Below are 25837 nucleotides of genomic sequence, written 5' to 3' on the forward strand. Positions count from 1 at the left end.
GCTCCCCTACCTCCCGCGGAGGGCCTTGAGCTTTGCCAGGGCATCGGGGCTCAGGCGACTGCCCAGAGTCATCTTGATCTGCGGGGCTTCCTCTGCCTCGTGAACGTCGTTGTCGATCTGTTTGATCTCGTCCACCAGCATGCGGCTCGAGATGCGCGTGACTCCCTTGCCCATGACGACGGCCTGGATCGTGCCGTCGCTCGACACCACGGAGCACGCGCGACCTTCCTCGCGCGCCTCAATGCAGAGCTTCTGCACCACGGTATCGGCAGAGACACCCGTCGGCGAAAACTCGATGCGCACGCCACGGGCCGGCAGGTTGGGGCGCTCGCTGGAGATATTGCCCGCACCGTCGAACACGATCACGGCCTCGTAGCGGCCCTGGGCAAAGGCGGCGACGTCGTTGATGAGGGCGGTGCGCGCCATATCGTGGACGTCGCTGGAATACGGATCGTCGGAATGGTCGTACACGAGCTTTTCGTAGCGCGGCGTGCAGTGAATCACGTTATAGCCGTCGACCACCAGCAGCTCGGGCTTATTGGAGTGCACCGTCGAGACAGGATCGGCGATGGCCTGCGCAAACGCATTGCCGCCCACGCCATAGGTCGCGGCCGAAACAATCGGCTTGGCCGAGCCTTCGCCAAAGCGCTTGGCCTTGGACTTGGCGCGGTTCTTCTTGGACATGCGCTACTCCTCCCCCATGAGCTCGCCGGCATTGCGGCGCAGCCACTCAAAGCACAGCGCGGTGGTCGCCTGGGCCACATTGAGACTCTCGGTCATGCCGCGCTGGGGAAGCTTGGTTAAAAAGTCGCATTTCTCGAGCACCAGGCGCGAGATGCCATCGCCCTCGGAGCCCATGACGAGCGCCACGCGACCCTCGAAGGGGGCATCCCAGCAACTGCCTTCGGCGTGCTCGGAAGCGCCGCCCACCCAAAAGCCAGCGGCTTTGAGGTCATCGAGAGCACGGGCGATATTGGGCACCTGCGCAATAGGCAGATGCATGACAGCGCCGGCGGAAGTCTTGTAGCTGCCAACGGTCACACCGGCGGCGCGCTTGTTGGCAATGATGACGCCCGCCGCGCCCACGACCTCGGCGGAGCGCACGATCGCACCAAAGTTGCCATCGTCGGTCACATGGTCGAGCACGACGACGAGCGCCGGTCCGTCACCCGCGCGGTCGAGAATATCGGCAACATCGGCATAGGGGAAATTTCCCACCTCGAGCGCAATGCCCTGGTGGGCGCCATGGCTCGACAGCGCATCAAGCTGCGCGCGCGACACATACTTAATGCGAACGCCCGCGGCGTTGAGGTCGTCGACCAGACGCGACAAGGCGGCATCGCGCTCCCCGCCCTCGGCAATGAGCGCACACTTGATGGGAAAACCGGTGCGCAGCGCCTCGGCGGCAGCACGACGACCTTCGATAAACTCACCCTTGGGAGCCTGGACGCCCTCGCGGCCACGCTCGCGCTGCGGACGCGCAGCCTGGGAGCGGCGGCGCTGAGCCTTGGGGGCGGCGGCGCGGTCATTGCGGCGAATCGGACGCGAGCCAGAAGCAGCCTGCTTGCCGCCACGCGGTGCACGCTTGCGATTATCGGCCATGAAGCGACCTCCTAAATACAACTATCAAACGAAACAAATAGACCGACCGCCCGAGGTGCGGCAGATTGCCTTGAAAGAGGAGGGCATAGACCTTGAGGTCATGCCCGACGATTGAAAGGCAAGGTGCCGTGGCTCGGGCGGTCGAGTGCTTGGGAAACCCGCGGGGATTAGAGAGATTTGATACGGGTGCCGGCGGCAGTATCCTCGATCGTCAGCCCGAGATCCTTGAGCTGGTCGCGGATGGCATCCGCCAGATCCCAGTTCTTGGCGGCGCGGGCCTCGGCGCGGGCCTCGAGAATCTTGGCAGCGGCCTCGTCCACGTCGTCACCCGTGTAGGCAACCAGGCCGGCAGCAACGCCCAGCAGACCCAGCGGCAACTCGACCTTAGGCTCGGGAAGCTCGACGCCAAACGTATCGAGCAGCTCGACCAGCGTATCGGCGGCGGCGAGCGCGGCGGCCTTGTCGGCAGCGTCGCCCGCCTGCTCCAGGTACTGGTTGCACTCGGTCACAAAGCCAAAGACGGCACCCATGGCACCGGCGGTGTTAAAGTCGTCGTCCATGCACTCCTTAAAGGTGGCACGGGTCTCGGCGGCCTTGGCGGCAAACGCCTCGGATGATGCCTCATCGGCATCGGCCGTCGCATGGTTCGCGGCCCAGCGCAGGTTCTCGACCGTACCGGCGATACGCGTGAGCGAGTTCTCGGCACCCTCCAAGCGCTCCCAGGAGAAGTCAAGCGGCGAGCGATAGCTCGTCTGCAGCATCAGCAGGCGCAGGGCCGCGGCAGAGTGCTGCTCGAGCACCTCGGCCAGCGTAAAGAAGTTGCCGAGCGACTTGGACATCTTCTCGCCGTCGACCAGCAGCATGCCCGTGTGCATCCAGGTGTTGGAGAAGCCCTGGTGCCAGGCGCAGGTAGCCTGGGCGCACTCGTTCTCGTGATGCGGGAAGGCAAGGTCCGAGCCACCGCCGTGGATGTCGATCGGGGTGCCCAGGTAGCGATGCACCATGGCGGCGCACTCGGTGTGCCAACCGGGACGACCCTCGCCCCAGGGGCTCGGCCAGCTGGGCTCGCCGGGCTTGGCGGCCTTCCATAAGGCAAAGTCGAGCGGGTCGTTCTTGTCCTCGTTCTCCTCGATGCGCGCGCCCACCATAAGGTCGTCGATGTTGCGGCCCGAGACCTGACCATAGCTGCGATCGCTGCGCACGGCAAAGTACACATCGCCGTTATCGGCTGCGTAAGCGTGGCCCTGCTCGATAAGCGTCTTGATCATGGCGATCATGGGACCGATCTCCTTGGTGGCGCGGGGGCGCACATCGGGATCGAGCACGTTGGCGGCGCGCATGACGCCGATGAACTTGTCGGAGAACTCCGTCGCGACCTCGGCGGCCGTACGGCCCTGCTCGTTGGCGCGCTTGATGATCTTGTCATCGACATCGGTGAGGTTCTGGGCGAACGTGACCTCGTAGCCGCTCGCGATGAGCCAGCGGCGAATCACATCGAAGCTGATGAACGTGCGGGCGTTGCCAATGTGGATGTTGTCGTAGACCGTGGGGCCGCACACGTACATGCGGACCTTGCCGGACTCGATGGGCTGGAACTCTTCCTTTTTATGGGTAGCGCTGTTGTAGATACGCATTCGTTACTCCTTAACGGTTTTCTGTAGCAGGCAGACGGCCCAGGCACCGATTCCCTCGCCCTGGCCTTCCCAACCGAGCTTTTCGGTCGTAGTGGCGGCGACGCCCACGTTTTCGACGTCAACGCCCAGGGCATGGGCAAGGTTGGCGCGCATGGCATCGCGGTGCGGAGTGATCTTGGGTTGCTGACAGGCAATGGTGCAATCGGCATCGACAAACTCAAAGCCCAGCTCGCGCGCATAGTCCATCACGCGAGCGAGCAGCACCATCGAATCGGCACCCTCGTAGGCGGGATCGGTGTCGGGAAATAGCCTGCCGATGTCTCCCCCGCGGCAGGCGCCCAGAATGGCGTCGGCCAAGGCATGCGCGAGCACATCGGCATCCGAGTGGCCCAGCAGGCCGCGCTCGTAGGGAATGTCGACCCCGCCGATGATACATCGACGCCCCTCCACCAAACGGTGGACGTCGTAGCCGTGGCCAATGCGCAGGTTACTGAACATGGGGAAGGTCCTCTCCCTCGGCCATGCGGCCAAGCAGAATCGCGGTTACGGGACGCAGGTCCTCGGGCACCGTCACCTTAAGGTTATCGCGCGGGCTCTGGACGCAGCGGACGCGCCCACCCATGCGCTCGACCAGTGACGAATCGTCCGTGCCGATAAAGCCCTCGGCAATCGCCGCGGCATGGGCGCGCTTCATGGCGTCGACGCTAAAGATCTGCGGCGTCTGCGCGGCCCAATAGAGCTCGCGCGGCGGCGTCTCGACGATGTTGTCGCCATCGACGATCTTGAGCGTATCGATCGCGGGCTGACCGCACACGACACCGTCGAGCGAGCGGTCACCCACAAGCACGTCAATCGCATGATCGATGGCCTCGGTCGTGATAAGCGGACGGGCGCCGTCGTGGATGGCGACATATTCGAAACCCGTCGGTACCGCATGCATGCCGGCACGGGTGGAATCCTGACGGGTATCGCCGGCATCGGCGAAGCTGATGGGCGTGTCATAGTCAAACGGATCGATGGCCAGGCGGCGCATCTCGGCGCGGCGCTCGGCAGGACACACCACCACGATGTGGCCGACCTTGTCGCTCCGATCGAACGCGCGGATAGACCAGCTCATGAGCGGACGGCCCGCCACGTTAACGAGCTGCTTGCCGCCGGGATTTCCAAAGCGCTGGCCGCTGCCGCCGGCAACGACCACGGCGCATACGGGCGCCATTATGCGTTCCCCTGTTTGGTGCCCTTCATGCGGTACAGCGAGTCCGCAAGAATGGCAGGGTTGTTGACGCCAAAGTCGCCTAGGCGCTCCGGATCCTCGCTGATGTCGTCCATGAGCTCCTGCAACGAGCCATACTCGTCGACGATCTTCTCGGCCACGCCGTCGCGCACGACGGACACGCGCGAAAGCGTGCGCAGGCCCAGCGGCGTCATGACGGAGTCCTCGTCCAGGTCGTCGTAACCCAGAACCGCCGCCACATGCTGTGGGTCGGACAGGTCCTTAGGTGTCATACGACTCAGGTTGGCGCGAATCTTCTCGGCATTAGCCTCGGAAGAATCACTTGCGTAGTCGCGGATCATCAGGTCGTATTCGGTATCCATGCTGGAGCCCGCGAGCTGCTCGAGCTGCATCTGCACGAGCTTGCCCTGGTTGCCCAGCTTGACGATGCAATCCTTAAGCTCAGTCTTTGCCTGCTGCATGATCTCGAAACTCGAGAAAATGCCGGTGATGTCGGCGAGCGTAACGTAGTCGTCGAGCTCGAGGGCCGTCAGGCGCAGCAGGGAGCGGTCGAGCGACTGACGGGTAGTCTGGAGCGTGGCGACGAGCTGGTTGACCGAGCTCATGATGGTGGTGACGGGCTGGATCTCGTAGCTCTTGCCGTGAACGTACACGTTGACGACGGCACGACGGGCCGAGACCGAGATCACGATGGCATCCGTGAGCACCGACATGCGGGCGGCGGTGCGGTGACGCATGCCCGTCTCACTCGTGGCGAGCGAGGGATCGGGATTGAGGTGGAAGTTGGCGCGCAGGATCTGGGTGAGGTCGCCATCGATGACGATGGCGCCGTCCATCTTGGAAAGCTCGAACAGGCGGTTCGAGGTAAACGAAATGTTGAGCGGGAAGCCGTCGTTACCGGCAGCGAGCACGTTTTCGGTGTCGCCGACGCAGATAAGGGCGCCCAGGTGACCAGCAATGATCATGTCGAGGGCGGTGCGGATCGGCTGGCCAGGTGCCGTCAGGCGGATGGCCTGTTCCATACGCTTTTGCAGCTCGTTCTTATCCAAGGCATCGCTCCCATCGTATACGCTCCATAAACGTCAATAAGTTTCTCACGGTTTGCCTCTGTGACGCCCGCAAAATCCGATGCTTACAGAATGAGCGAACACAGCTGAGAGCCCCAATCCAAATGAGCTGCTTATGTGGTAGCATCGGGATTCGCATAAATGAGGGAGTAGTCGCGTGATCGGGTTCGCCTCCGGTGGCGCGGCAAGTCAACACACTGGCCGATGCGGCCTGGCTTGCCTTAATGAACGAGACTCGTGGCCGTGCGCGCAACGCGTACGCCACGGGTCTTTTTTGTTACTCCCCCAAGAGGTACACGCGGGCCCGCCCGCAGAGAGGGAGCCAGACTATGGGACTCGCAGAGCTCGTGCTGCTCGCCGTTGGCCTTTCGATGGATGCCTTTGCCGTATCCATCTGCAAGGGCCTTGGCATGAAGAAGATCAACCTTAAAGTCGCCGTGGTGCTCGGCCTGTTCTTTGGCGGCTTTCAGGCCGGCATGCCCGTAATCGGATGGGCGCTTGGCAGTCAATTCATGGGCATCATCGGACCCATCGACCATTGGATCGCCTTTATCCTTTTGGCCTTTATCGGCGGCAAAATGCTGTGGGAAGCCTTTACCAAGGACGAGAATGAAGGCGACGGCAAGGATGCCGAAAAGATTGACCTGGGCGAGTACCTGATCCTCGCCATCGCCACCTCAATCGACGCCCTAGCCGTAGGCATCTCATTTGCGGCGCTCTCGGTTGACATCGTTCCCGCTGTATCGCTTATCGGCGTCACAACGTTTATCTTCTCCGTCGCCGGCGTAGCGATCGGCCACACCTTTGGCGCGCGCTACGAAAAACCTGCCACCATCGTGGGCGGCATCGTGCTCATCCTCATCGGACTTAAGATCTTGCTTGAGCATCTGGGGATTTTGGCGCTGTAACGCCAAACGCAATCGCTCAAAACTCAACGCCAGTACAAGGCCTCATGCAAAGTTTTGCATGAGGCCTTTTCGTGCAGACTTTTGCATGTCATACTGATATGCAAAAGTCTGCATGTTGGAGATCGCCATGGATACCCTTCCCATCACCACACCACGCCAAGCTGGCATCTACGTGCGCCAGGCACGCGAGGCTCAGGGTCTCACCCGTGCCGCCCTCGCCAAAACGGCCAGTGTTTCGGAGCGCCTGCTCGCATCGCTCGAGCTAGGAGACGCCACCGGCATTCGACTCGACAAGTTGCTGTCCGTCTTTAACGCACTCGGCATAGGTCTCTTTGCGCAAAGCGATAACGACTCCATCGCATCGCCCTCCGAACATCCGACGACGAAAGCGGACCTCCCTATCGCGAACTCGAATGCCCTGCCAAAGCCAAGCGTAGGCAGACGACCCGCTCGACAGGGAACGCCATCTTCCTATGGTGCCTTGCTGGCCCAAATCGCAGCCGAGCAAGGCCTTTCCGACACTTCAGACCTCTCCTTTGGCTGTAAGGTTGTGAAATAAATGGCAGAGATGGAGCTTGCGACCCTCATTTGTGGCGAAATCGCAGGCACTCTCCGGCAAGACGAGCATGGACTCTGCAGCTTTGTATACGCCCCAACCTATCGCGGAGCACCACTATCGCTTACAATGCCGCTTTCCAATCGCACGTATGGCCATAACATCGTCCGCCCGTTCCTATTTGGCCTTTTGCCCGACAGCCAAGAGCAGCGCCGCGCTATTGCCGCCGAGCATGACGTTGCATCCAACAACCCCGTCGCCCTCTTGTGCCATATCGGTCTTGACTGCGCAGGGGCCGTTCAGTTTTGTCGAACCGATCAATTAGGCGCCGCCCGCGGCAGGGTCTCGGCATACCGCCCGCTTACCAATTCTCAAATCGCTCACAAGCTCAAAGCAATTCGCGATGACGAAAGAGAGACATGGATGGGCTCCAACGAAAGCTGGTCCCTGGGCGGCAACCAAGGCAAATTTGCACTAGCTTGGCATGATGGCCAATGGTGCGAATGTCTAGGGTCATCCCCCACTACCCATATCTTCAAAAATGGTGTCGTTGGGTTCAAACATCAGGCCTTAAACGAATTCGTCTGCATGAAAACGGCTCGGCGTGTTGGCATTCCAACTGCCAACGTCTCCTATTGCACATTTGAAGACGAAGCCGCGCTCGTCGTTGAACGGTACGACAGAATTGTCAATAGCAGCGGAAATATCGAAAGGCTGCATCAGGAGGACTTTTGCCAGGCGCTCGGTGTATTGCCAAGCCAGAAATACACCGCCGACGGAGGACCAACCACACGAGACATCCAAGAACGACTGATTAACACAGTCCCCCACCACATGAATCTTGTGCTTTTTACCTATATGTTGTTCTATAACGCCATTATCGGAGCGCCTGACGCACACGCTAAAAACTACTCGCTCATCCTAGGTAAAGGCACAAACGCAGCGCTCGCACCCATGTACGATGTCGCATCGGGCTTGGCGTACGAGCGTATGCGCCGCCGGGCGCGCCTTGCCATGAGCGTTGGCGGCGAAAATCGAGTGGGGCGCATCGGTCCAGGCGCTATCCGCCGATACCACGGTATGGGCGACCCCGCGCTGGAGGCGGCGCTCACCGATGCCGGGCTATCCGAGAAGTTTTGCTTTGCGACCATGATGGACCTCGCCTACGAGGTGCCCATTTGCATGGAAGAGATCATGGACGAATACGCCGACCTGCCCGGCATGGCGGACCTGCGCGAGCACATGCTCGGCCCCGTCCGCGAAAACTGCCAGCGCACCCTCGACCTCATCAAGGCGGATATGGGCTAGGCGCCAATCAATCCACATTTCTTAAAAGAAGAGGGGGGCACCCGTCGCAAAAGTTCGGATGCCCCCTCTCGTAATGTCATTTGCAATCCGCTAGCACGTGGCTCGAACTGCTGCTAGCGCGACCCTTACGCGGCAAGGCGCTTGAGGACGTCGATGAGCAGCTCGTAGAAGCGCTCGGCAGAAGCGAGCTCCATGCTCTCGTCCGGGGTGTGGACATCGGAGAGCGTCGGGCCCACGGCGATGGCGTCCAGGCCGTGCAGGGCCTCAGCAAACAGGCCGCACTCAAGGCCAGCGTGAATGGACTCGATGCGCAGCTCGGAGCCAAAGAGCTCGCGATAGCTCTCGACAAAAACGTCGCGGACCGGCGAATGCTCGGCATAGCTCCAGCCGGGATACTCGAACTCGAACTTGGCGTCGAAGCCCAAGACATCGGCCAGCGTCTGCAGGCGGTCCTTGAACTCGTTCTGCAGCGAGGTGATCGAGGAGCGCGGGGACAGCATGATCTTGACCTGGTCGTCGGAAGTGGCGACCACGCCGATGTTGGAGGAAACCTCGACGGAGCCGTCAGTGGCGACGTTGCGGCGAATCACGCCGTTAGGGGCAAGACGCAGGGCGCGGATGAGGGCAAGCGCGGACTTCTGATCCATGGCCTCGACCTCGGCGTCGTCGGCAATCTCGACGGTGCAGGTAAAGCCGGGGTCGAAGACCTCGAGCTCGGCAGTGACGTCGGCGATGATGTCCTTTGCGATCTGGGCCGCGGCCTCGGCGGCAGCGTGGTCGGCGTAAACCAGCTCGGCCTTGCACTCACGGTTGATGGCGTTGTCCTTAGTGCCGCCGTTAAAGCTAACGATGGCGGGCTCGCCGGCGACCATCAGGCGGTCGATGATGCGGGCCATGATGAGGTTGCCGTTGCCGCGCTCCAGGTGGATATCGCTGCCGGAGTGGCCGCCCAGCAGGCCGGAGATGTCGAGCGTGAGGGTGCTACCGGTCTTGTGCTCGCGCGCGATGGGGCAGGTGTAGGTAACGACGACGCCGCCGGCGCAGCTGACGGTGGCAACGCCCTCTTCCTCGGAGTCAAGGTTAATCATGGTGCGGGCGCTAATCTGGGACTTGTCGAGCGTCTCGGCGCCGACCAGGCCAGTCTCCTCGTCGGTGGTGAACACGCACTCGAGGGCCGGATGGGCAATCGAATCGTCGTTGAGCACGGTAAGCATAAGCGCGACGGCGATACCGTTGTCGGCGCCCAGAGTGGTGCCGTTAGCGGTGAGGACGCCGTCCTTGACGACCAGGTCGATACCATCGGTCGTAAAGTCGTGCTCAACGGAGCCCAACTTGTCGCACACCATATCGATGTGGCCCTGCAGCATCACGGTCGGAGCATTCCCGGCGCCGGCAGAAGCGGGCTTGCGAATGATGACGTTGTAGACCTCGTCCTGGTACACATCGAGGCCGCGCTCCTTAGCAAACGCAACCAGGAAATCGCTGATGCCCTTCTCGTTGCCAGACCCACGGGGGATCGCGCTGACCTCCTCAAAGAAATGGAACAGCTGGGCGGGCTCGTAGCCGGTGATCTTGTAATCCATGGTGCCTCCTTGGCGCAACTGGTTAGACAGTAAGACATGCGACTTGTATATTCCCAGACTTTGCGTGCATAAACCAGTCGAAAACGCCGAGCGCCCTTGCATCATCGGCTAACGGCGGGGAGACGCCACTTTATTAAGATAAAGCAGGCTAGACGGGCCGTACCAAAGGGACGTTGGACCCTTCAACCAACCTCAGCGCTTGATCAACGTTTATGCATACGCCATTGATGTGTTTAATGAGATCCACTTTGAACGAAGGGGCCTTTCCAACAGAAAAAGGGCGCTCCTTTGGAACGCCCTCGTAGACACAAGGTTTTGTTACGCCCTACAGCGCACCAGAGCCGGCTTGCATCATGCCGCCGGGGCCCGAGGTCACGCCGCCTCCCACAGGAGCAGCGTTGCCGGTGTGCGGTGCCGCCGGGGCGGTATCGCCACCGAGCGTGCCCGCCGGACGCGGTGCCGGGATCTCGCCCGTGCCATGGCTAAAGACAAACTTGCCATCGGCCACGTCGCACAGGACGGTATCGCCCTCACCCCACTCGCCGGCCAGAAGCTCCTCGGACAGCGGATCCTCGATGAGCTTTTGAATAGCACGGCGCAGCGGACGCGCACCGTTGGTGAGGTCGGTGCCCTCGGCCACGATCTTGTCATAGGCCGCATCGGTGAGCTTGATGTTCATGCCGTTGGCAATCAGGCGCTGGCGCAGATCGTCCACCAGCAGGTGAGCGATCTTGGTCAGGTTCTCGCCCGAGAGCTTCTGGAACACCACGATGTCGTCGATGCGGTTGAGCAGCTCGGGGCGGAACAGGCGCTTGAGCTCGCCCATCGCGCGGCCGCGGATCTCACTCGAGGTGAGGCCCTGCTCGCCGGTGGTGCCAAAGCCAACGCTTGCATCCTGCGCAATCTCGCGGGCGCCCACGTTGGACGTCATGATGATCACGGTGTTGCGGAAGTCGACCGTCTTGCCCTGGCTATCGGTCAGACGACCCTCTTCCAGCACCTGCAGCAGGATGTTGAAGATATCGGGGTGCGCCTTCTCGATCTCGTCGAACAGCACGACCGAGTACGGGTGGCGACGAACGGCCTTGGTGAGCTGGCCGCCCTCGTCGTGACCGACGTAGCCCGGAGGGCTACCGATGAGCTTGGAGACCTCGAACTCGCTACCGAACTCGGACATGTCGAAGCTGATGAGCGCGTCCTTGCTGCCAAAGAGGTACTCGGCGAGCGTCTTGGCGAGCTCGGTCTTGCCCGTGCCGGTGGGACCCAGGAAGATAAAGCTGCCGCCGGGACGACGCGGGTCCTTGAGCGGCGAGCGGCTGCGGCGCACGGCCTTGGCGACGGCCTCGACGGCCTCGTCCTGGCCGATAATGCGGGTCTTGAGCACGCTTTCGGTCTGCAGCAGGCGACGGCTCTCGCTCTCGGTGAGCGAGGAAACCGGCACGCCAGAGGTCACGGACACGATGTCGGCAATCTGACTCACGTCGATGGTGAGCGGGCTGGCGTCGAGCTCGGCGGTCCAGGCGGCCTTGGCTTCGGCGAGTTCAATCTCGGCGGCCTTCTGCTGCTCGGTGATCTCGGCGGCCTTGTTCATGTCGTCGCTCTCGGTAGCCTCCTGTGCGGCAGCCTTGAGTTCCTCGATGCGATGCTCGGCCTCGCGCACCGGCTCGGGTGCGCGATTCGCGGCGATGCGAGCGCGGGCACCGGCCTCGTCAATGAGGTCGATGGCCTTATCGGGCAGGAAGCGATCCTGAATGTAGCGGTTGGAGAGGTTCGCAGCGGCCTCGATGGCACCCTGCGTGTAACGCACGTGGTGGTGCTCCTCGTAGCGCGGCTTGAGCGCAGTCAGGATCTTGACCGTGTCCTCGACGCTCGGCTCCTCGACATCGATGGTCTGGAAGCGACGCTCGAAGGCTGGGTCCTTGGTGAGGTACTTGCGGAATTCCTCGGCCGTGGTGGCGCCGATAATCTGGAAGGCACCACGCGCGAGCACGGGCTTGAGCATGGAGCTTGCATCGATAGATCCCTCGGCAGAACCGGCACCGATGATGGTGTGCATCTCGTCGATAAACAGAATGACGTCGTCGGCCTCGGTCGCCTCCTGGATCACGTTCTTGAGGCGCTCCTCAAACTCACCGCGATACTTGGCGCCCGCGACAAGACCCGGCAGGTCAAGCGTCCAGATGTTCTGGTTCATAAGGTTCTCGGGCACATTGCCGGCAGCGATCTGCCGTGCCAGGCCCTCGACGATGGCCGTCTTGCCCACGCCGGGGTCGCCCAGGATAAGCGGGTTGTTCTTGGTGCGGCGCGAAAGAATTTCCATCATACGCTGGACTTCCTTTTCGCGACCAATTACAGGGTCGAGCTCGCCGTCGCGCGCCTTCTGCGTGAGGTTGGTCGCGAACTGCTTAAGCGTATCGGTGCCACTCCCCTTTTGCTGAGAGGCATCCGAGCCGCTAAAGAACGGCAGGCCCGCACCGGGACGACCAGCACCGGCGCCGGCGAGCGGACGCTTCTTGTCCTGGTCCTTGGCGGTGAGTTTCTCGATAGCCTTTTTGATGGAGGCGGACGACACACCCAAGCGCATGAGGATGTCCATGGCCATGCCGTTGCCCTCTTCGACGATGCCGATCAGCAAGTGCTCGGTCGACACGTAGGTCTGGTTGTTCTCACGCGCCACGCGGAATGAACGCTCCATCACGCTAATGACGAGCGGCGTAAAGGCGAGCTTGGCCGCCTCGGTCTCCTCACTGGGCTCGGGAACCGTGGTCTGGACCTCTTTGAGAGTATCCATGATGTCGTCGTAGGAGATATCGAGCGAGCGCAGCGCCTCGGCGGCAATGCCCTCGTCCTCCTTGGCGAGCGCAAGCAGCAGATGCTCGGTACCCACCTTATTTGAATGAAGATCGAGCGCCTCTTGCTTGGCCATGGACATGACCTTGCGCGCGCGATCGGTAAAACGGTCTAACATGCTAGTTCCTCTTAGACGAGCTAGTTTTTTCAAACGCAAAGCGCCGCCCCGCGGCAGCGCTTTGGTCTCTTTACCCATATGGAGTATATGTTAACCGTTGGGACCTTTCCCACCCGTAGCCGCGTGACAACGTCTACAAAAAAGGAATCGCTCTGGTCCGCTTGACGGTTTGGTTTTGCACTGCCGTCTAGCAGGCGGGCTCGGCGTCCATGCCCTCGGAAATGTTGGCAACCTCCTCGGCAACGGGAGCGCCCGGCATGCGCACGAGCTCCATATGCTGCTCTTCAAAGACGGTTCCCATGGGGAAGGCGCGGCGGAAGACAAAGCGAGCAACCGGACCAGCCACCAGCAGGTTCCAGGGCAGGGCCATGATAAAGTTGCGCGGAATGTTGATGAGCCACATCATCGGCAGCATCTGCAGGTTTGCAAGCGGGCCGCCGGGCATATGGAACAGACCTTCGCACGCGCCGTAGAGCGACATGATGATGACCATGGGAACGACCATGCAGGAGCTGACGGCGAGCGTCATGGCAAGCGGCGAGCTCTTGCCCGGCGTGACCAGGAATTTAAAGGCGAAACCCTTGGCAAGGGGGCTGGCAACAAACCAGTCGCAGCACATGGCAAAGACGTAGGCAACGGGGAAGCCGAGCCACGCGGCGGCAACAACCTCGCCGTTGATGGCCCCATGCTGCAGGACAACGTTGTAGATGCTCATCCAGAGCACCATGCAAAAGCACATGATAAAGGTGAACAGCAGGCTCTCTCGTTTGTTGATAGGCATAAAGGGCATGGTCCTTTCTGTGTTACGCCGCGGCACCACGTAACAAAAACGGGCGGGCGAGATGGAGCTGTTGGGACTTCATCTCGCCCGCCCGTGGTACGTGCGTCTGCGACTACTTATGTGGTGGAACCAGCCTAGCACGAACGGCACGCGCTTCGTAAGCGTTGAGTTTATGGAGATGCGAGGCGCAGTTGATCCGTTGGGACGTCCCCAACGACAAATTAGCTGGTGTGGCGCCAGCGAGGGTCGGTAAGTGTACGCGCCACGCCCAGGCCAACGGGCAGAAACGCCACGATGAGCACTGCACGCACAAACCAGCCGAGCATATTGACCGTGTCGAAGGTGCACATGTAATACATCGAGCGATACAGATACAAGCCCGGCACCATAATGACAATCGACGGCACCGTGAGGGCGATGCGTGGGTAGGTGAGCTTGATTTCGGCTAAGCTCGCGAGCAGTCCCGATACCAGCGCGCCGATAAACGCTGCCGCCTCGGGAGGCATACCCACGCTCAGACCCAGGAAGGGAAACAGCGTCGGCGCATCAACGAGCGTAAGGCGCAAGGTATTAGACACGGCGCCGATGAGCCCTGCCGCCGCTGCCATCTTTACCGGACTGTTGAACATAACCGAGAAGCCAAATACTCCGACAAAGCTCATCACAATACGCAAGAGTGTAAGAGCCAACGGTGAGAGGCCGAGCGGGGCAAAATCATCCGGCGCCAGCCCCACACACTCGGCAACCATCCAGCCTACGAGGGTCGCCATCACAATAATCGACACAGCATACGAAAGACGCTCAATGCCGCTTCGCATGTCGAGCTTAGCGATGTCGAGGCCTGCCGTAATGAGAGGAAAGCCGGGGATCACAAAGAGCATGGCGCCGATATAGCCTTCTTGGTGCGACATTGCCCCCGGTATGACCTGGCCAAGGCCAAGCAATGCCAGCAGATACGAGACGCAAGCGAGTGCAACGCCGATCGTCAGCGCGCTAAACTGGCCAAGGCCCTGCTTGAGAATATGGGAGCGCGCAAAGTTGCCGACACCAGCGCCCACAAATGCACAGGCCATCTCGATAGGGCCGCCGCCGAGCAAAAAGACAAAGGCGCCGCAAGCACAGGCCGCCGCAATGCCCTGTTGCCAGGGAGTGTAATCGGGTTTTGAACTCTCAACGGTCTTGAGCATCTCGTGGTACTCATGCACGGTAAACCGGCGCCCGTAAACCTCGATTTCCTTTAAGAAGCTCTCCATCATCCATATGCGATGAGTATTGACCCCCGTTGTGGGTAGGCTGACGACCTCGTTAAAGCAGTGACCATCTTCGATACAAGTACACTCAAACGACAGGAGACTTAAGTCAACGTGGATGGTGACACCGAGTACAGCGGCGACGCGATTCATGGTATCGCGTACACGCCAGGCACCCGTTCCGCTCGCGAGCATAAGCATACCGGTGCGGCAAATGATGGATGATTTATCGGTGAGCGGCGCATCGACGGCAAGCTCACCGCCTGCCGTCACGATCTGGCACCAGTCGGTTTTCATATGGAGGGCGCCGGCACGAACACCGTGGTGCAGAGGGACTCTTGAGAGCAACGAATCATGGCGCGAAGGCTGTGGGGGTTCCGTCGATTCGACCTCGTCCTCGTCGGGCCCTTCATCAACAAGGTCGAAAGCATCGAGCGACGCCGGCTCGCGACGATCGATCAGCTCCTCGTCCTCATCGTCAAAGTAATTGAACTGATCGAGCATGTCCTCTTCGATTGCACGATCGCTCGCGTCGTTCATATAGACGCTCCCTTCCTACCGACTAACCCCCATCCTAGGCAGCGACGGCTAAAGGAAACATAAAAGAGACGACTGTCATGCATGGAAGGCGTAAACCCCCAATGCGCCGGTAGACCCCAGGCGGCTAGGACCGTCCCCAAGTGCCGGCACAAGAGGAACGTCCCTAAGTGCCAACCAGGGCAATACCACAGGTTGAGGACGGACAGCGAGCGACGTCCAGAGCGAACAAGTTGGCATGAAAAAGGCAAGGCATAGACCTTCTGGTCATGCCTTGCCTTTTGAATGACAAATTGTCGCTCTGGGCGGCGCGCAGCGTCGAGCCGTTACGCGGTTCGTAGAACCGCGTAACCCCCTAGTACATCTTCGCGCCGGCAGGGATGGAAGCGTCGAGCTGGATCAGGTTGAGACGCTCCTCACCATCCTCCTCGTGGATAGCGCTGATGAGCATGCCGCAGCTGGGAATGCCCATCATCTTGCGCGGAGGCAGGTTGGTGATGGCGAGCAGAGTCTTGCCGACCAGGTCCTCGGGCTCATAATAACCGTGAATGCCGGAGAGGATGGTGCGGTCGGTGCCAGTGCCGTCGTCGAGCGTAAAGTTCAGCAGCTTCTTGGACTTCTTGACGGCCTCGCACGCCTTGACCTTCACAGCGCGGAAATCGCTCTTGGAGAAGGTATCAAAGTCGACGAACTCCTCAAACAGCGGCTCGACGGCGATCTTGGAGTAATCAACCGTGGGCTTGAGCGGCTTGACGAACGGGCTCGCGGTGTTGCCGGCCTCGGCAGCCTTGGCGGTAGCGGCACCGGACTGGAAACCCTTCTCGGGCTTCATGTGCGGGAACAGTAGCACGTCGCGGATGGAAGCCTGGTTGGTGAGCAGCATGACCACGCGGTCGATACCGATGCCGATGCCGCCCGCGGGAGGCATACCGTACTCGAGGGCGCGCACGTAGTCCTCGTCGTACTCCATGGCCTCGTCGTCGCCGCCAGCCTTCTCGGCCATCTGGGCGGCAAAGCGCTCGGCCTGGTCGACCGGGTCGTTGAGCTCGGAGAACGCGTTGGCGTACTCGTGACCGGCGATAACCAGCTCAAAGCGGTGCGTCAGGCGCGGGTCGTCCTCAAAGCGCTTGGCAAGCGGGCTGACCTCGATGGGGTAATCGCAAACGAACGTGGGGTTGACAATGGTGTCCTCGCCCAGCTCATCGTAGATCTCGGCGATGATCTTGCCAGCAGTCCACTCGGGCTTGATCTCCAGGCCCTTCTCGCGCGCGGCGGCAGCAAGCTCCTCGACCGGCGTGTCGATGGTGACCTGCTTGCCGAGCACGTCGGAGACGATGTCGGTCATGGGACGGCTGGCCCACTCACCGGACAGGTCGATAGTCTGGCCCTGGTACTCGATGACCTCGGGGTTGCCGATGGCCTTGTTAGCCGCCTTAATGACACCCTGGGCGAGCGCCTTCATGCCCTCGAGGTCGGAGAAGGCACGATAGGCCTCCATCGTGGTGAACTCGGGGTTGTGGGTAAGGTCCATGCCCTCGTTACGGAAGATACGGCCGATCTCGAACACGCGCTCAAAACCGCCGACGATGCAGCGCTTGAGGTGCAGCTCGGTAGCAATGCGCAGGTAGCACTCCTGATCGAGCGCGTTGAAGTGCGTGATGAACGGCTTGGCAGTAGCGCCGCCCTGGATGGTCTGCAGGATGGGGGTCTCGACCTCCATGTAGCCGTCGGACTCCATAAAGCGACGGAAGGTGGAGAGAATCTGCGAACGCTTACGGAACGTCTCGCGAACGTCGTCGTTGGCGATCAGGTCAACATAGCGCTGGCGATAGCGGGTCTCCTTGTCGGAAAGACCGTGGAACTTCTCGGGCAGCGGACGAACGGCCTTGGCAAGCAGGGTCGCGCTCTTAGGGGCAACGGAAAGCTGACCGCGCTGGGTGCGCACAACCACGCCGGTCACGCCCAGGATGTCGCCCAGGTCGAGGGACTTGAGCGTATTCCAGGCAGCCTCGTCCATGTCGTTGATGCGGCAGAACAGCTGAATCTCGGCAGTCGCATCGCGTACGACGATGAACATGATCTTGCCCTGACCGCGCTTGGCGACCACACGGCCAGCGATCTTCACGACGTCCTCGGTGTCCTCGCCATCGGCAAGCTCGGCATACTTAGCCTCGATATCGGCAACGTAGTCCTCAAGCTCAGAGTGCTCGGGATAGGGGTTCTGGCCCGCCTCGAACAGGGCGGCGCGCTTGGCCAGGCGGGTGGCGCGCTCGTCGTTGAGCGTCGATGCCTGATCTGCGGCGTTCTGGTTCTCTGCCATAAGTTAGCTCCTCAAACTAAAACGCTCCCCAGGATTCGGTCCCAGGGAGCGAAAACATACCTTTACGCGGGACCGTGGTCTAGCGTGCAATCTTGGCGATGGTGTAGACGCGAGTCTTGCCGGAAGGCGTAACGACCTCGACGGAGTCGCCCTCGCCGTGACCGATGATGGCGTGGCCGACCGGAGACTCGTTGGAAATCTTGTGCTCGAGCGAGTTGGTCTCGGTGGTACCGACAAGCGTGACTTCCATGACCTCACCGTTGGGATCAATCAGAGAAACGGTGGAACCGATGGAGACGGTCAGATCGCCCGTGGTGGCAGCAACCTGAGCGTTGGCGAGGATGGCCTGGATCTCGGCAATACGAGCGGCGTTCTGGGCCTGCTTGTCCTTAGCGGCGTCGTACTCGGAGTTCTCCGAAAGGTCGCCGAACGCGCGGGCTTCCTTGATGTCCTCGACGATCTCCTTGGCGTAATCGCCCTCACGCCAAGCGAGCTCCTCGACGAGCTTCTGGCGGCCCTCAGCGGTCAGTACGATCTGGCTTGCGTCCATACGGATATCTCCCCAACTCTGATCAAACAATCAACTGTCAACAAAACGAAAAAGACCGGCTAGCCTGCGGGCAAGCCGGTCAGGTGCTCACCCCAAAGGGATGGGACTACTCTGCGTCCGCGTCGCTGTCCTCTGCCTGCTTCTTCTTGGCAGCAGCGAGCTTGGCCTCGAGCTCAGCGATCTCCTTGTCCTCCTCGGACTGCTCGACCACGACCTCCTCGGCCTGCTTGGTCTCGGCCTTATCGTCGCCCTCCATACCCTCACGGATATTCTTGACGGTAGAGCCGAGGGACTTGCCGAGCTTCGGCAGGTTCTTGGGCCCGAAGATAATCAGGACAACGACGAGAATAATGATGAGCTCAGGAGCCCTCAGTCCAAACATGTAGACCTCCACAATACAGCGAGACAAGCTCGAATGAGTATACCGCGGGTATCGCGGTATCACAACAATAGCTAAAAAAAGGGACCGCAAGAAGCGGTCCCTCCTCATGCTCTGGTCGGGTTGACTGGATTTGAACCAGCGACCCCTGCGTCCCGAACGCAGTGCTCTACCAAACTGAGCCACAACCCGTTAGCTCGACTATAGTAACAAAGATTTTCGCCGCGTGCTAGATAAATTTTTATTTCTTTGGCGCTTCGATGCGAACCGTGTTGGGAATGAGCTCCGTCGCGCAGGACCACCAGCCGTTTTGCAGGGCAGTGTCGGCAAGCCTTTCGGCCGTGGCGGCGGTGTCGCAAATGGCAAATGAGCAGGCACCCGATCCGCACACATCTACAGCAACGGTGCCGTCCTGTTTACGCAGCCAATCGAGAACCATTTGAATCTGCGGCTCCATCTGTGCGGAAATGACACCTAGGTTGTTATGGATGAGCGCATATGCCATCTCGGCATCACCAGCATGCAAGGCAGAAGCTATCGCGCCGGGCTTGTCTGCAGGCACCGGAGCCTCGTCAAAACGTCGATAGGCTTCAATTGTTGAAACGCTTGCCTCGCGCGGCTTGACCAACACGACGGGCGTTGCGAGCAGCGCGGGATACTCAGTTGCCAGCACGTCTCCCCCACCTACGTAGAACGCAAGGCTCGCGTGCAAAAAGAACGGGACGTCAGCACCAATACCCCGCGCAATGTCGTCGAGCGCGGGGTCGGTGCGATCAATTCCCCAGAGCTCCGCCAAGGCGACAATGACCGCGGCCGCATCCGTCGAGGGGCCGCCCAAGCCGGCGCACAATGGAATGCGCTTCTCAATCGTCACGCAGATGTTTGCTTCACGACCATAATGCTCGGCCATAGCGAGCGCAGCACGATACGCCGTATTCTTTTGCATGGGAAAGTCGGATGTCGGAATCGTCTGGACGGTCAGCGCCTGTGCCGGCGCGACCGTCACGGTATCGGAAAGACCGACGGCTGCCATCAGGGAATCGACCCTGTGGTAGCCGCGGTCATCGCGCTCGGTATGAACCCCCAGGTAGAGGTTAATCTTTGCCGGCGCGGAAAGAGTCAGGGACCGATCGGTCACCGTTAGTGCTCCTCGAGCTGATTGCCGAGCGGGGTAAAGATATGCTCGCCGCTCTCGGGGTCGAACAGCTCGACCTGCCCGGTGAGGACATCGATATACTGATAGGACTGGCGCGACTTGCGGCCGCGACGTTCGTCAACCTCGACGATAAAGACGGCGGGGTGGACGCTCTTGATGGTGCCCATGCGCTCGACGACGCGGGTGCGGCCCATGTTGGCCTTAACCTTGACGCGATCGCCCACCATATCGGTCAGCTTCTCGTGGATGTCGTCGACGTGATTGACTTCCATCTCTTCCATGAACAGGGCCTCCAGAAGGTGCAATTCAAAAAGGGGATAATACCCCTAAGATAGACAAAACTCTAATACTATAGCACCCTGTTGCGACCACACGCAAGTAGCTAATTTGGCTACTTACAGATTGTCGGTATCGAGGACGATGGTGAATGGGCCGTCGTTGACGAGGTCGACTTTCATATCGGCGCCAAAGATGCCGTGCGCCACGTGTTCGACATCTTGACGAACGAGCGTCAGGAAGTACTCGTAGAGCTCGTTGGCAACATCGGGCGCGCCTGCATCGGTAAACGACGGACGGCGACCGTGGCGGCAGTCAGCGAACAGCGTGAACTGCGACACCACGAGCATCTCGCCGTCGACATCGGCAAGCGCCAGATTGGTCTTGCCGTTCTCGTCCTCGTTAATGCGCAAGCCCCGGAGCTTGCCCCACAGTTTATCGGCCTCGGCACGCGTATCGCCATGGCCCACACCCAGCAGCACCAGGTAGCCGCGTCCAATGCGACCCACGCACTCGCCGTCGACCGTCACGCCAGCGTTGAGCACGCGCTGCACCACCGCGCGCACGGCCTACTCCTCGCCCGTCAGTTTGGCGGATAGGTGCTCGAGCGCATGGAATCGATGGCTGATGGCGTTCTTCTCGTCCGCCGTCAGCTCGGCCATGGTCTTGCCCGGCGTGTCGACCGGCAGGAACAGCGGGTCGTAGCCAAAGCCGTGATCGCCGCGGCCCTCGTGTGCGATAGTGCCCTCGCAGGCGCCCTCACCATAGGTGACCAAACCGTCCGTGTCGATGAGCGCAACGACGCTCATAAAGCGCGCGGTGCGATCCTCGTCGGCCACGCCTTCCAGGTTAACGAGCAGCTTGGCGTTGTTGGCGGCATCGTCGCCATGCACGCCCGCATAGCGCGCGCTATACACACCGGGCTCGCCGTCCAGGGCATCAACGACCAAGCCAGAATCGTCGGCAATGGCCATAAGGCCCGTCTCCTCGACCGCAGCCTGCGCCTTGATGATGGCGTTCTCCAAAAACGTCGTGCCGTTTTCCTCGGGGTCCTCAAAATCGCCCAGCTGGCCGAGCGCCACAAAGCGCACCTCGGGCATGACCTTGCCCAAAATGGCCTCGATCTCAGTGAGCTTATGGGCGTTGCCCGTTGCCACGACAATGGTCGCCGCCGGGTCGAGGGTGTCGATGTCGATCTTCTCAAGTGCCATGAGTGGTCTCCTTGTCTCTATAGCAATGCCGCGCCGAGGGCGACGAGGGCCTCCGCCTCTCCCCTATCAATCAACGGCAGTCTTATACTTCGACGTTTTCCCAGATAAAACCTACCAAAATTAACATCCCTTTTTGGCAGGTTAGGCGAGGGCTTGGCGCTGAAGCTCGATGAGCTCGGCGATGCCCTTGTCGCCCAGGTCGAGCAGGGCGTTGAGACGCTTGCGGTCGAAGGGCGCCTGCTCGCCGGTGCCTTGGAGCTCAATCATCTCGCCGGTGTCGGTAGCGACGAGATTCATGTCGACCTCGGCGTGGCTGTCCTCGGAATAATCGAGGTCGAGCATGGTGTTGCCGTCGACAACGCCCATAGAGATGGCGGCAACCTGGCCCGTGAGCGGAATGCGCTCGATCTTGCCGGCCTCGACCCACATAGCAAGAGCATCATGCAGCGCCACCCAGGCACCGGTAATGCTCGCCGTACGCGTGCCGCCATCCGCCTGGATCACATCGCAGTCGACGGTGACGGTGTACTCGCCGAGCGCCTTCATGTTGACGACGGTACGCAGGCTGCGGCCGATGAGACGTTCGATCTCCATGGAGCGGCCCTTACGCTTGGTATACTCGCGCTTGCAACGCTTACCGGTCGATGCCGGCAGCATGGCATACTCTGCGGTTACCCAACCGGCCTTGGCGCCCTTGCGCCAGCCCGGCACGCCCTCCTCAATTGTGGCGGCACACAGCATGCGCGTGTCGCCGAACTCAGCCAGGCACGAGCCGTGGGCATGTTTCATAACACCACGGGTGAGCTTGACGGGGCGCAGTTCATTGGCGGCGCGGCCGTTGGCACGGTTGACCTGCATGTACTCCATAGAAATATCCTTTCGGCAAAAGATGTGGCGAAGGCTTTGGCGGCTGCCTTACATCTATTTCAGTTCATCGATATCGATATGCTCAATGCTCTTGAGCGGCTGACCAAAGATAAAGCTGCCCGCCACCGCAAACTCGGCAATGTTATCGGCCGTCGTGGCAAAACGATGCTGCGGCTCGGCGGCGACGCCCGCCAGCTGCTCGCGGCGCGTGAGGATATCGGTCAGCTCGCGCGTGGTCTCCTCGGCGGAACTCACGACGCGCACCCCAGGCCCCAGCGCATGGCGGATAGGTCCCACCAACAGCGGAAAATGCGTACAGCCGAGCACCACGGTATCGATACCGTGGTCGCGCAGTGGCTCAACCGTGGCACCCACCAGCGCACGCACGGCAGGCGTATCGAAGATGTCCTCGTTCTCAAGCCACTGCTCTTGCAGATGCGCACCCGAGGCGAGCTCGTGTTCGACAACCTCGACAAAGCTCGAGGCGGGGCAGCCGTATACGTCGACGCCGGCATCTAGATCCTGAATGGCGCGCGTGTAAGCGCCCGAGCGAATGGTGAGGTTGGTGGCGAGCACGCCCACGCGACGCGAACGGGTACTGTTGATTGCCGCACGGGCACCCGGCGCGATCACGCCGATCACGGGAACGTCGAGCACCTGCTGGGCCAGACGTAAGGCCGCAGCTGTCGCCGTGTTGCAGGCGATGACCATAATCTTGACGTCGTGCTTCGACAGCCAACGGCCCGCCTGCAACGCAAACGAGCGCACCTCATCCTCGGTGCGCGTGCCGTAGGGGCAGCGTTTGGTGTCGCCGAAGTAGTAGACGGACTCGTGCGGCAGCGCCGTCGCGATGGCGCGCGCAACCGTCAGACCGCCCAGGCCAGAATCGAACACACCGATCGGGCGCGTGTCGCCTGCCGGATTCTCGATATCGGACATTACCTCACCAGTCTCTCTCGAAAAGACATATCCAAGTGCGGCGACGCCGCGCTACGAACGCGCCGCGACCAGCAGCTCTGCCGTCGCCGCCCAACCGTCGACAATTTTGCCGCGCGTAACGAAAGCGTTCTCGCAAGCAGCCAGGAACTCGGGCGCGCCGGCGCTCGTCAGGCCATTCTCGACCAGACAGAACGTGCCCACGTGATCGGCCATGTAGAAGTCGGACTCGGAGTCGCCGAGCGCGAGCGTCTCCTCGCGCTCGATCCCCAGGTGCTCGCAGAAGCGCGCAATGGCGACGCCTTTGTTGAGACCCGCGGGGTTGATGTTGAACGCGCGACCGTCCTCGACGCGATCGAGCTCGAGCGTCGTCGGCTTGGACAGATGCGTCAGGTGACCGTTACAGGCCCACACCAGGCCGCAGCCGGCCTCGTCGAGGATGGCCTGGACCTCATCGTCGGGCACATCGCCGCGCATGCCGACGGTGACCTCGCGGTACTTGTAGCCGGTCGACATGTCGTTGTGATACTCGATCTTGTGCGGCCAGCGGGCGAGGATCTTCTCGCACACGCCGGTCTGCTCGATCACCTGGTGCGGAGTAAGGCCGCAGACGGGGTCGTAAGGCATGTCGCCAGTCAGATACTCCCAATCGTTGGCTTTGAGGTCGTACATGACCAGGCCGCCCATCTCACCAATGTAAGAGTTGAGGCCGAGCACGCGCGCGTCCTCGTGGATCATGGTACGGTTGCGGCCCGAGGTGGGAACCACCTGAATACCAGCGCGGGCAAGTGCCACGACGGCCTCGACGAGTTTGGTCGAGGGGTTGCCGTCGTTGTCGCACAGCACGCACGAGCCGGGTGCGAGCATCGTGGCATCCAGGTCGGTAAAGACGTACTTGACCTTGGCCAAGCGCTCGCGCATCTCGCCCGAAAGCTCGGCAACGGTCGGCAGGGTGTTGTGGGACATGGTTACTCCGTTTACGTAGAAGGGTTTGGACTTGGACGGCATGTTTTGATTGAGGGAACACGCTTATGGCGACAGCGCACTCAGGGCGCCGCCGCCATCATGGTTCATTAGTCAAACTGGGTAACATCGATCAGGCGATTGGCCAACGAAAGGTCGCTCTCGATAGGCACGAACTCGTCACCCACGTGCATGAGCTCCTCGTCACCCTTTGCCAGCAGCAAGACAATGGTGGGAGCATTGGGGCTGACGTACTCCTCGCGCGCCGCCTTGAACGCCGCATGCACAGCGGCTTCGCGATCGAGGATGATCTCGTTCGGCGTATCGTCGGGAACATGCTCGGCAAGCTCGCGACAGACCTTCATCGGGTCCTCGTGAGCCGGGTCCTCGTTGGCAAAGATCATCAGGTCGGAATATGGTGCGGCCTCGCGCGGAAGCTGCTCGCGGCGCTCCTGCGCCTTGCCGCCGGCAGCGCCAAACACTGCAATGACTGGACTAGCGGGAAACGCGCGCTTGACCGACGAGAAAAGCGAACGGAACGAAAGCTGGTTGTGCGCATAGTCAACGACGCAGATCACGCGGCCGTCCTTCGACTCCACGACCTCCATACGGCCCGGTACACGCAGTTTGGAGAGGCCCTTCTTGATAGCCTCGATACCGATGCCGATCTCGCGCGCAGCGGCGATAGCGACCAGCGCGTTTTCCACGTTAAAGTCGCCCGCGATGCCCAGCAGGACCTTCTCCCCCGCCTCGGACTCGTCGGCACACAGGCCATGCAGGTTAAACTCGATGTTAAAGCCGACCATGCGCACATCGCTCGCCCACAGGCTTGCCTCGGGATGCTCGACGCCAACGGTCACCAAGCGCTCGGCCGTCGACGCTGCCTCCAACACACGGTCAACCTCTTCGGTGCCCAGATTCACCACGGCGGTCTTCGCCTGGTCAAAGATCCTGAGTTTGCTCTCAAAATAATCCTCAAACGTGGGGTGTTCGATCGGCGAGATGTGGTCACGGCCGATGTTGAGGAAGCACGCCACGTCAAACGGCAGATTCTCGACGCGTTGGTACTTGAGCGCCTGGCTCGAGACCTCCATGACCATGGACTGGCGACCTGACGTGCGGCAGTTGGCGATATGGCGCCAGACCTCGGGGGCCTCGGGCGTAGTATTGGTGCTCTCGTAGCACTCGATGCCATCGTCGGTACTCACCGAGCCGATCATGCCGCAGGACTCGCCCGCTGCCTTGATGATGGACTGAAGCATAAAAGCGGCCGTGGTCTTTCCCTTGGTACCGGTGATGCCCACGATCTTGACATCGTGGTCGGGACGGTCGTAGACCTCCGGCGGCAACAGGGCCATGGCCGTGCGAACGCTATCAACAACCAGCATCGCAGCACCGCTCTCCTGCGCCAGCGGCTCCAGAGACTCGACCAGCGACTCCTCGCACACAAATGCGACGGCGCCCGCATCGAGCGCCATGCTCAAAAACGCGGGCTTAAAGGCAGCACCTTTGCAAAAGAACACGTCACCTGCCGAGACCGCGCGCGAATCAAACGAGCAGCCGGTCACGGCACGCTCGTCAACCTGCTCTGATGCGCGCAGCTTACCGCACACATCGAGAAGCTTGGCAAGCGTATCGACCGTGGTCACGGTCGCGGAATCCGAATGGTGCATCTTTCACCTTTCTCAGCCATTTGGCAGGGACGGTTTTTATAGTAACTGAAACGCACCCACGCAAAAACGGCTCCCGGA

24 protein-coding genes and 1 tRNA gene are annotated in these 25837 nt (G+C 61.0%); 3 read left to right on the forward strand and 22 right to left on the reverse strand.

What is annotated here, in order from left to right:
• Window positions 1–6: 6 nt before the first annotated feature.
• The 6 genes from DWV43_RS02130 to disA form a co-directional block, all read right to left on the reverse strand.
• Entirely contained in the window at window positions 7–684 is a 678-nt protein-coding gene (locus DWV43_RS02130; protein ID WP_006234978.1) for an NYN domain-containing protein, read from the reverse strand.
• 3 nt (window positions 685–687) lie between these two features.
• The gene (gene rlmB / locus DWV43_RS02135; RefSeq protein ID WP_117816898.1) at window positions 688–1602 is read right to left on the reverse strand and encodes a 23S rRNA (guanosine(2251)-2'-O)-methyltransferase RlmB; all 915 of its coding nucleotides are present in this window, start codon (window positions 1600–1602) and stop codon (window positions 688–690) included.
• A gap of 167 nt (window positions 1603–1769) precedes the next feature.
• Window positions 1770–3236 carry a cysteine--tRNA ligase gene (cysS, locus tag DWV43_RS02140; RefSeq protein ID WP_117816899.1) on the reverse strand — a complete coding sequence of 489 codons (1467 nt, stop codon included), beginning with the start codon at window positions 3234–3236 and terminating at the stop codon, window positions 1770–1772.
• A 3-nt stretch (window positions 3237–3239) separates the two neighbouring features.
• On the reverse strand, window positions 3240–3734 hold the full coding sequence (gene ispF, locus DWV43_RS02145; protein ID WP_117773482.1) for a 2-C-methyl-D-erythritol 2,4-cyclodiphosphate synthase: 495 nt from the start codon (window positions 3732–3734) through the stop codon (window positions 3240–3242).
• Window positions 3724–4452 carry a 2-C-methyl-D-erythritol 4-phosphate cytidylyltransferase gene (ispD, locus tag DWV43_RS02150; RefSeq protein ID WP_117786126.1) on the reverse strand — a complete coding sequence of 243 codons (729 nt, stop codon included), beginning with the start codon at window positions 4450–4452 and terminating at the stop codon, window positions 3724–3726. The genes ispF and ispD overlap by 11 nt, the downstream gene beginning before the upstream one ends.
• Entirely contained in the window at window positions 4452–5492 is a 1041-nt protein-coding gene (disA, locus tag DWV43_RS02155) for a DNA integrity scanning diadenylate cyclase DisA (protein WP_369831362.1), read from the reverse strand. The genes ispD and disA overlap by 1 nt, the downstream gene beginning before the upstream one ends.
• A 374-nt stretch (window positions 5493–5866) precedes the next feature.
• On the opposite strand from disA, the gene DWV43_RS02160 reads away from it, so the two are divergent.
• From DWV43_RS02160 to DWV43_RS02170, 3 genes are all read left to right on the forward strand, one after another.
• Window positions 5867–6445, forward strand: a complete 579-nt coding sequence (locus tag DWV43_RS02160; protein ID WP_117816900.1) for a manganese efflux pump MntP family protein — start codon at window positions 5867–5869, stop codon at window positions 6443–6445.
• A gap of 127 nt (window positions 6446–6572) precedes the next feature.
• Window positions 6573–7004 carry a helix-turn-helix domain-containing protein gene (locus tag DWV43_RS02165; RefSeq protein ID WP_158549257.1) on the forward strand — a complete coding sequence of 144 codons (432 nt, stop codon included), beginning with the start codon at window positions 6573–6575 and terminating at the stop codon, window positions 7002–7004.
• A complete protein-coding gene (locus tag DWV43_RS02170) occupies window positions 7005–8309 on the forward strand; it encodes a type II toxin-antitoxin system HipA family toxin (protein WP_117816901.1) in 1305 nt (434 codons plus the stop codon).
• 125 nt (window positions 8310–8434) lie between these two features.
• Here DWV43_RS02170 and DWV43_RS02175 read toward each other — a convergent pair whose 3' ends face one another.
• The 16 genes from DWV43_RS02175 to DWV43_RS02250 all read right to left on the reverse strand — a co-directional run bounded on the left by DWV43_RS02175 (window position 8435) and on the right by DWV43_RS02250 (window position 25759).
• Window positions 8435–9892, reverse strand: a complete 1458-nt coding sequence (locus tag DWV43_RS02175) for an aminoacyl-histidine dipeptidase (RefSeq protein WP_117816902.1) — start codon at window positions 9890–9892, stop codon at window positions 8435–8437.
• A gap of 325 nt (window positions 9893–10217) precedes the next feature.
• On the reverse strand, window positions 10218–12860 hold the full coding sequence (locus tag DWV43_RS02180) for an ATP-dependent Clp protease ATP-binding subunit (RefSeq protein ID WP_117816903.1): 2643 nt from the start codon (window positions 12858–12860) through the stop codon (window positions 10218–10220).
• A gap of 187 nt (window positions 12861–13047) precedes the next feature.
• Window positions 13048–13641 carry a DUF2798 domain-containing protein gene (locus DWV43_RS02185; protein ID WP_117816904.1) on the reverse strand — a complete coding sequence of 198 codons (594 nt, stop codon included), beginning with the start codon at window positions 13639–13641 and terminating at the stop codon, window positions 13048–13050.
• A 221-nt stretch (window positions 13642–13862) separates the two neighbouring features.
• Window positions 13863–15431, reverse strand: a complete 1569-nt coding sequence (locus tag DWV43_RS02190; protein ID WP_199411004.1) for a threonine/serine exporter ThrE family protein — start codon at window positions 15429–15431, stop codon at window positions 13863–13865.
• A 352-nt stretch (window positions 15432–15783) separates the two neighbouring features.
• Entirely contained in the window at window positions 15784–17748 is a 1965-nt protein-coding gene (gene lysS / locus DWV43_RS02195; RefSeq protein ID WP_117816905.1) for a lysine--tRNA ligase, read from the reverse strand.
• A gap of 79 nt (window positions 17749–17827) precedes the next feature.
• Window positions 17828–18298, reverse strand: a complete 471-nt coding sequence (gene greA / locus DWV43_RS02200) for a transcription elongation factor GreA (RefSeq protein ID WP_006234960.1) — start codon at window positions 18296–18298, stop codon at window positions 17828–17830.
• 106 nt (window positions 18299–18404) lie between these two features.
• Window positions 18405–18680 (reverse strand): twin-arginine translocase TatA/TatE family subunit, encoded by a 276-nt coding sequence (gene tatA, locus DWV43_RS02205; RefSeq protein WP_022094895.1) that lies wholly within the window; start codon window positions 18678–18680, stop codon window positions 18405–18407.
• Window positions 18681–18792: 112 nt separating this feature from the next.
• Window positions 18793–18869 (reverse strand) — tRNA-Pro (locus DWV43_RS02210).
• A 49-nt stretch (window positions 18870–18918) separates the two neighbouring features.
• Window positions 18919–19815 (reverse strand): 4-(cytidine 5'-diphospho)-2-C-methyl-D-erythritol kinase, encoded by an 897-nt coding sequence (ispE, locus tag DWV43_RS02215; protein WP_117816906.1) that lies wholly within the window; start codon window positions 19813–19815, stop codon window positions 18919–18921.
• 2 nt (window positions 19816–19817) lie between these two features.
• On the reverse strand, window positions 19818–20114 hold the full coding sequence (locus tag DWV43_RS02220; protein WP_006234957.1) for a Veg family protein: 297 nt from the start codon (window positions 20112–20114) through the stop codon (window positions 19818–19820).
• Window positions 20115–20228: 114 nt separating this feature from the next.
• Window positions 20229–20675: a D-aminoacyl-tRNA deacylase gene (dtd, locus tag DWV43_RS02225; RefSeq protein WP_117816907.1), complete on the reverse strand. Its 447-nt coding sequence runs from the start codon at window positions 20673–20675 to the stop codon at window positions 20229–20231.
• Window positions 20676–20678: 3 nt separating this feature from the next.
• A complete protein-coding gene (gene rdgB / locus DWV43_RS02230; protein WP_117802906.1) occupies window positions 20679–21320 on the reverse strand; it encodes an RdgB/HAM1 family non-canonical purine NTP pyrophosphatase in 642 nt (213 codons plus the stop codon).
• A 141-nt stretch (window positions 21321–21461) separates the two neighbouring features.
• Entirely contained in the window at window positions 21462–22187 is a 726-nt protein-coding gene (gene rph / locus DWV43_RS02235) for a ribonuclease PH (protein ID WP_117816908.1), read from the reverse strand.
• Between the two features lie 54 nt (window positions 22188–22241).
• A complete protein-coding gene (gene murI, locus DWV43_RS02240) occupies window positions 22242–23126 on the reverse strand; it encodes a glutamate racemase (RefSeq protein ID WP_117637589.1) in 885 nt (294 codons plus the stop codon).
• A gap of 51 nt (window positions 23127–23177) precedes the next feature.
• The gene (locus DWV43_RS02245; protein ID WP_117563806.1) at window positions 23178–24089 is read right to left on the reverse strand and encodes an HAD family hydrolase; all 912 of its coding nucleotides are present in this window, start codon (window positions 24087–24089) and stop codon (window positions 23178–23180) included.
• A 107-nt stretch (window positions 24090–24196) separates the two neighbouring features.
• The gene (locus tag DWV43_RS02250) at window positions 24197–25759 is read right to left on the reverse strand and encodes a Mur ligase family protein (RefSeq protein ID WP_117816909.1); all 1563 of its coding nucleotides are present in this window, start codon (window positions 25757–25759) and stop codon (window positions 24197–24199) included.
• Between the last annotated feature and the right edge of the window lie 78 nt (window positions 25760–25837).

The sequence above is a fragment of the Collinsella sp. AF05-9 genome, assembly GCF_003465595.1.
GTDB lineage: Bacteria > Actinomycetota > Coriobacteriia > Coriobacteriales > Coriobacteriaceae > Collinsella.

Excerpts from the sequence above, each read along its gene's own strand:
- DWV43_RS02130 (WP_006234978.1), bottom strand. The coding sequence starts at position 684 with ATGTCCAAGAAGAACCGCGCCAAGTCCAAGGCCAAGCGCTTTGGCGAA.
- rlmB (WP_117816898.1), bottom strand. The coding sequence starts at position 1,602 with ATGGCCGATAATCGCAAGCGTGCACCGCGTGGCGGCAAGCAGGCTGCT.
- cysS (WP_117816899.1), bottom strand. The coding sequence starts at position 3,236 with ATGCGTATCTACAACAGCGCTACCCATAAAAAGGAAGAGTTCCAGCCC.
- ispF (WP_117773482.1), bottom strand. The coding sequence starts at position 3,734 with ATGTTCAGTAACCTGCGCATTGGCCACGGCTACGACGTCCACCGTTTG.
- ispD (WP_117786126.1), bottom strand. The coding sequence starts at position 4,452 with ATGGCGCCCGTATGCGCCGTGGTCGTTGCCGGCGGCAGCGGCCAGCGC.
- disA (WP_369831362.1), bottom strand. The coding sequence starts at position 5,492 with ATGGAACAGGCCATCCGCCTGACGGCACCTGGCCAGCCGATCCGCACC.
- DWV43_RS02160 (WP_117816900.1), top strand. The coding sequence starts at position 5,867 with ATGGGACTCGCAGAGCTCGTGCTGCTCGCCGTTGGCCTTTCGATGGAT.
- DWV43_RS02165 (WP_158549257.1), top strand. The coding sequence starts at position 6,573 with ATGGATACCCTTCCCATCACCACACCACGCCAAGCTGGCATCTACGTG.
- DWV43_RS02170 (WP_117816901.1), top strand. The coding sequence starts at position 7,005 with ATGGCAGAGATGGAGCTTGCGACCCTCATTTGTGGCGAAATCGCAGGC.
- DWV43_RS02175 (WP_117816902.1), bottom strand. The coding sequence starts at position 9,892 with ATGGATTACAAGATCACCGGCTACGAGCCCGCCCAGCTGTTCCATTTC.
- DWV43_RS02180 (WP_117816903.1), bottom strand. The coding sequence starts at position 12,860 with ATGTTAGACCGTTTTACCGATCGCGCGCGCAAGGTCATGTCCATGGCC.
- DWV43_RS02185 (WP_117816904.1), bottom strand. The coding sequence starts at position 13,641 with ATGCCTATCAACAAACGAGAGAGCCTGCTGTTCACCTTTATCATGTGC.
- DWV43_RS02190 (WP_199411004.1), bottom strand. The coding sequence starts at position 15,431 with ATGAACGACGCGAGCGATCGTGCAATCGAAGAGGACATGCTCGATCAG.
- lysS (WP_117816905.1), bottom strand. The coding sequence starts at position 17,748 with ATGGCAGAGAACCAGAACGCCGCAGATCAGGCATCGACGCTCAACGAC.
- greA (WP_006234960.1), bottom strand. The coding sequence starts at position 18,298 with ATGGACGCAAGCCAGATCGTACTGACCGCTGAGGGCCGCCAGAAGCTC.
- tatA (WP_022094895.1), bottom strand. The coding sequence starts at position 18,680 with ATGTTTGGACTGAGGGCTCCTGAGCTCATCATTATTCTCGTCGTTGTC.
- DWV43_RS02220 (WP_006234957.1), bottom strand. The coding sequence starts at position 20,114 with ATGGAAGAGATGGAAGTCAATCACGTCGACGACATCCACGAGAAGCTG.
- rdgB (WP_117802906.1), bottom strand. The coding sequence starts at position 21,320 with ATGGCACTTGAGAAGATCGACATCGACACCCTCGACCCGGCGGCGACC.
- rph (WP_117816908.1), bottom strand. The coding sequence starts at position 22,187 with ATGGAGTACATGCAGGTCAACCGTGCCAACGGCCGCGCCGCCAATGAA.
- murI (WP_117637589.1), bottom strand. The coding sequence starts at position 23,126 with ATGTCCGATATCGAGAATCCGGCAGGCGACACGCGCCCGATCGGTGTG.
- DWV43_RS02245 (WP_117563806.1), bottom strand. The coding sequence starts at position 24,089 with ATGTCCCACAACACCCTGCCGACCGTTGCCGAGCTTTCGGGCGAGATG.
- DWV43_RS02250 (WP_117816909.1), bottom strand. The coding sequence starts at position 25,759 with ATGCACCATTCGGATTCCGCGACCGTGACCACGGTCGATACGCTTGCC.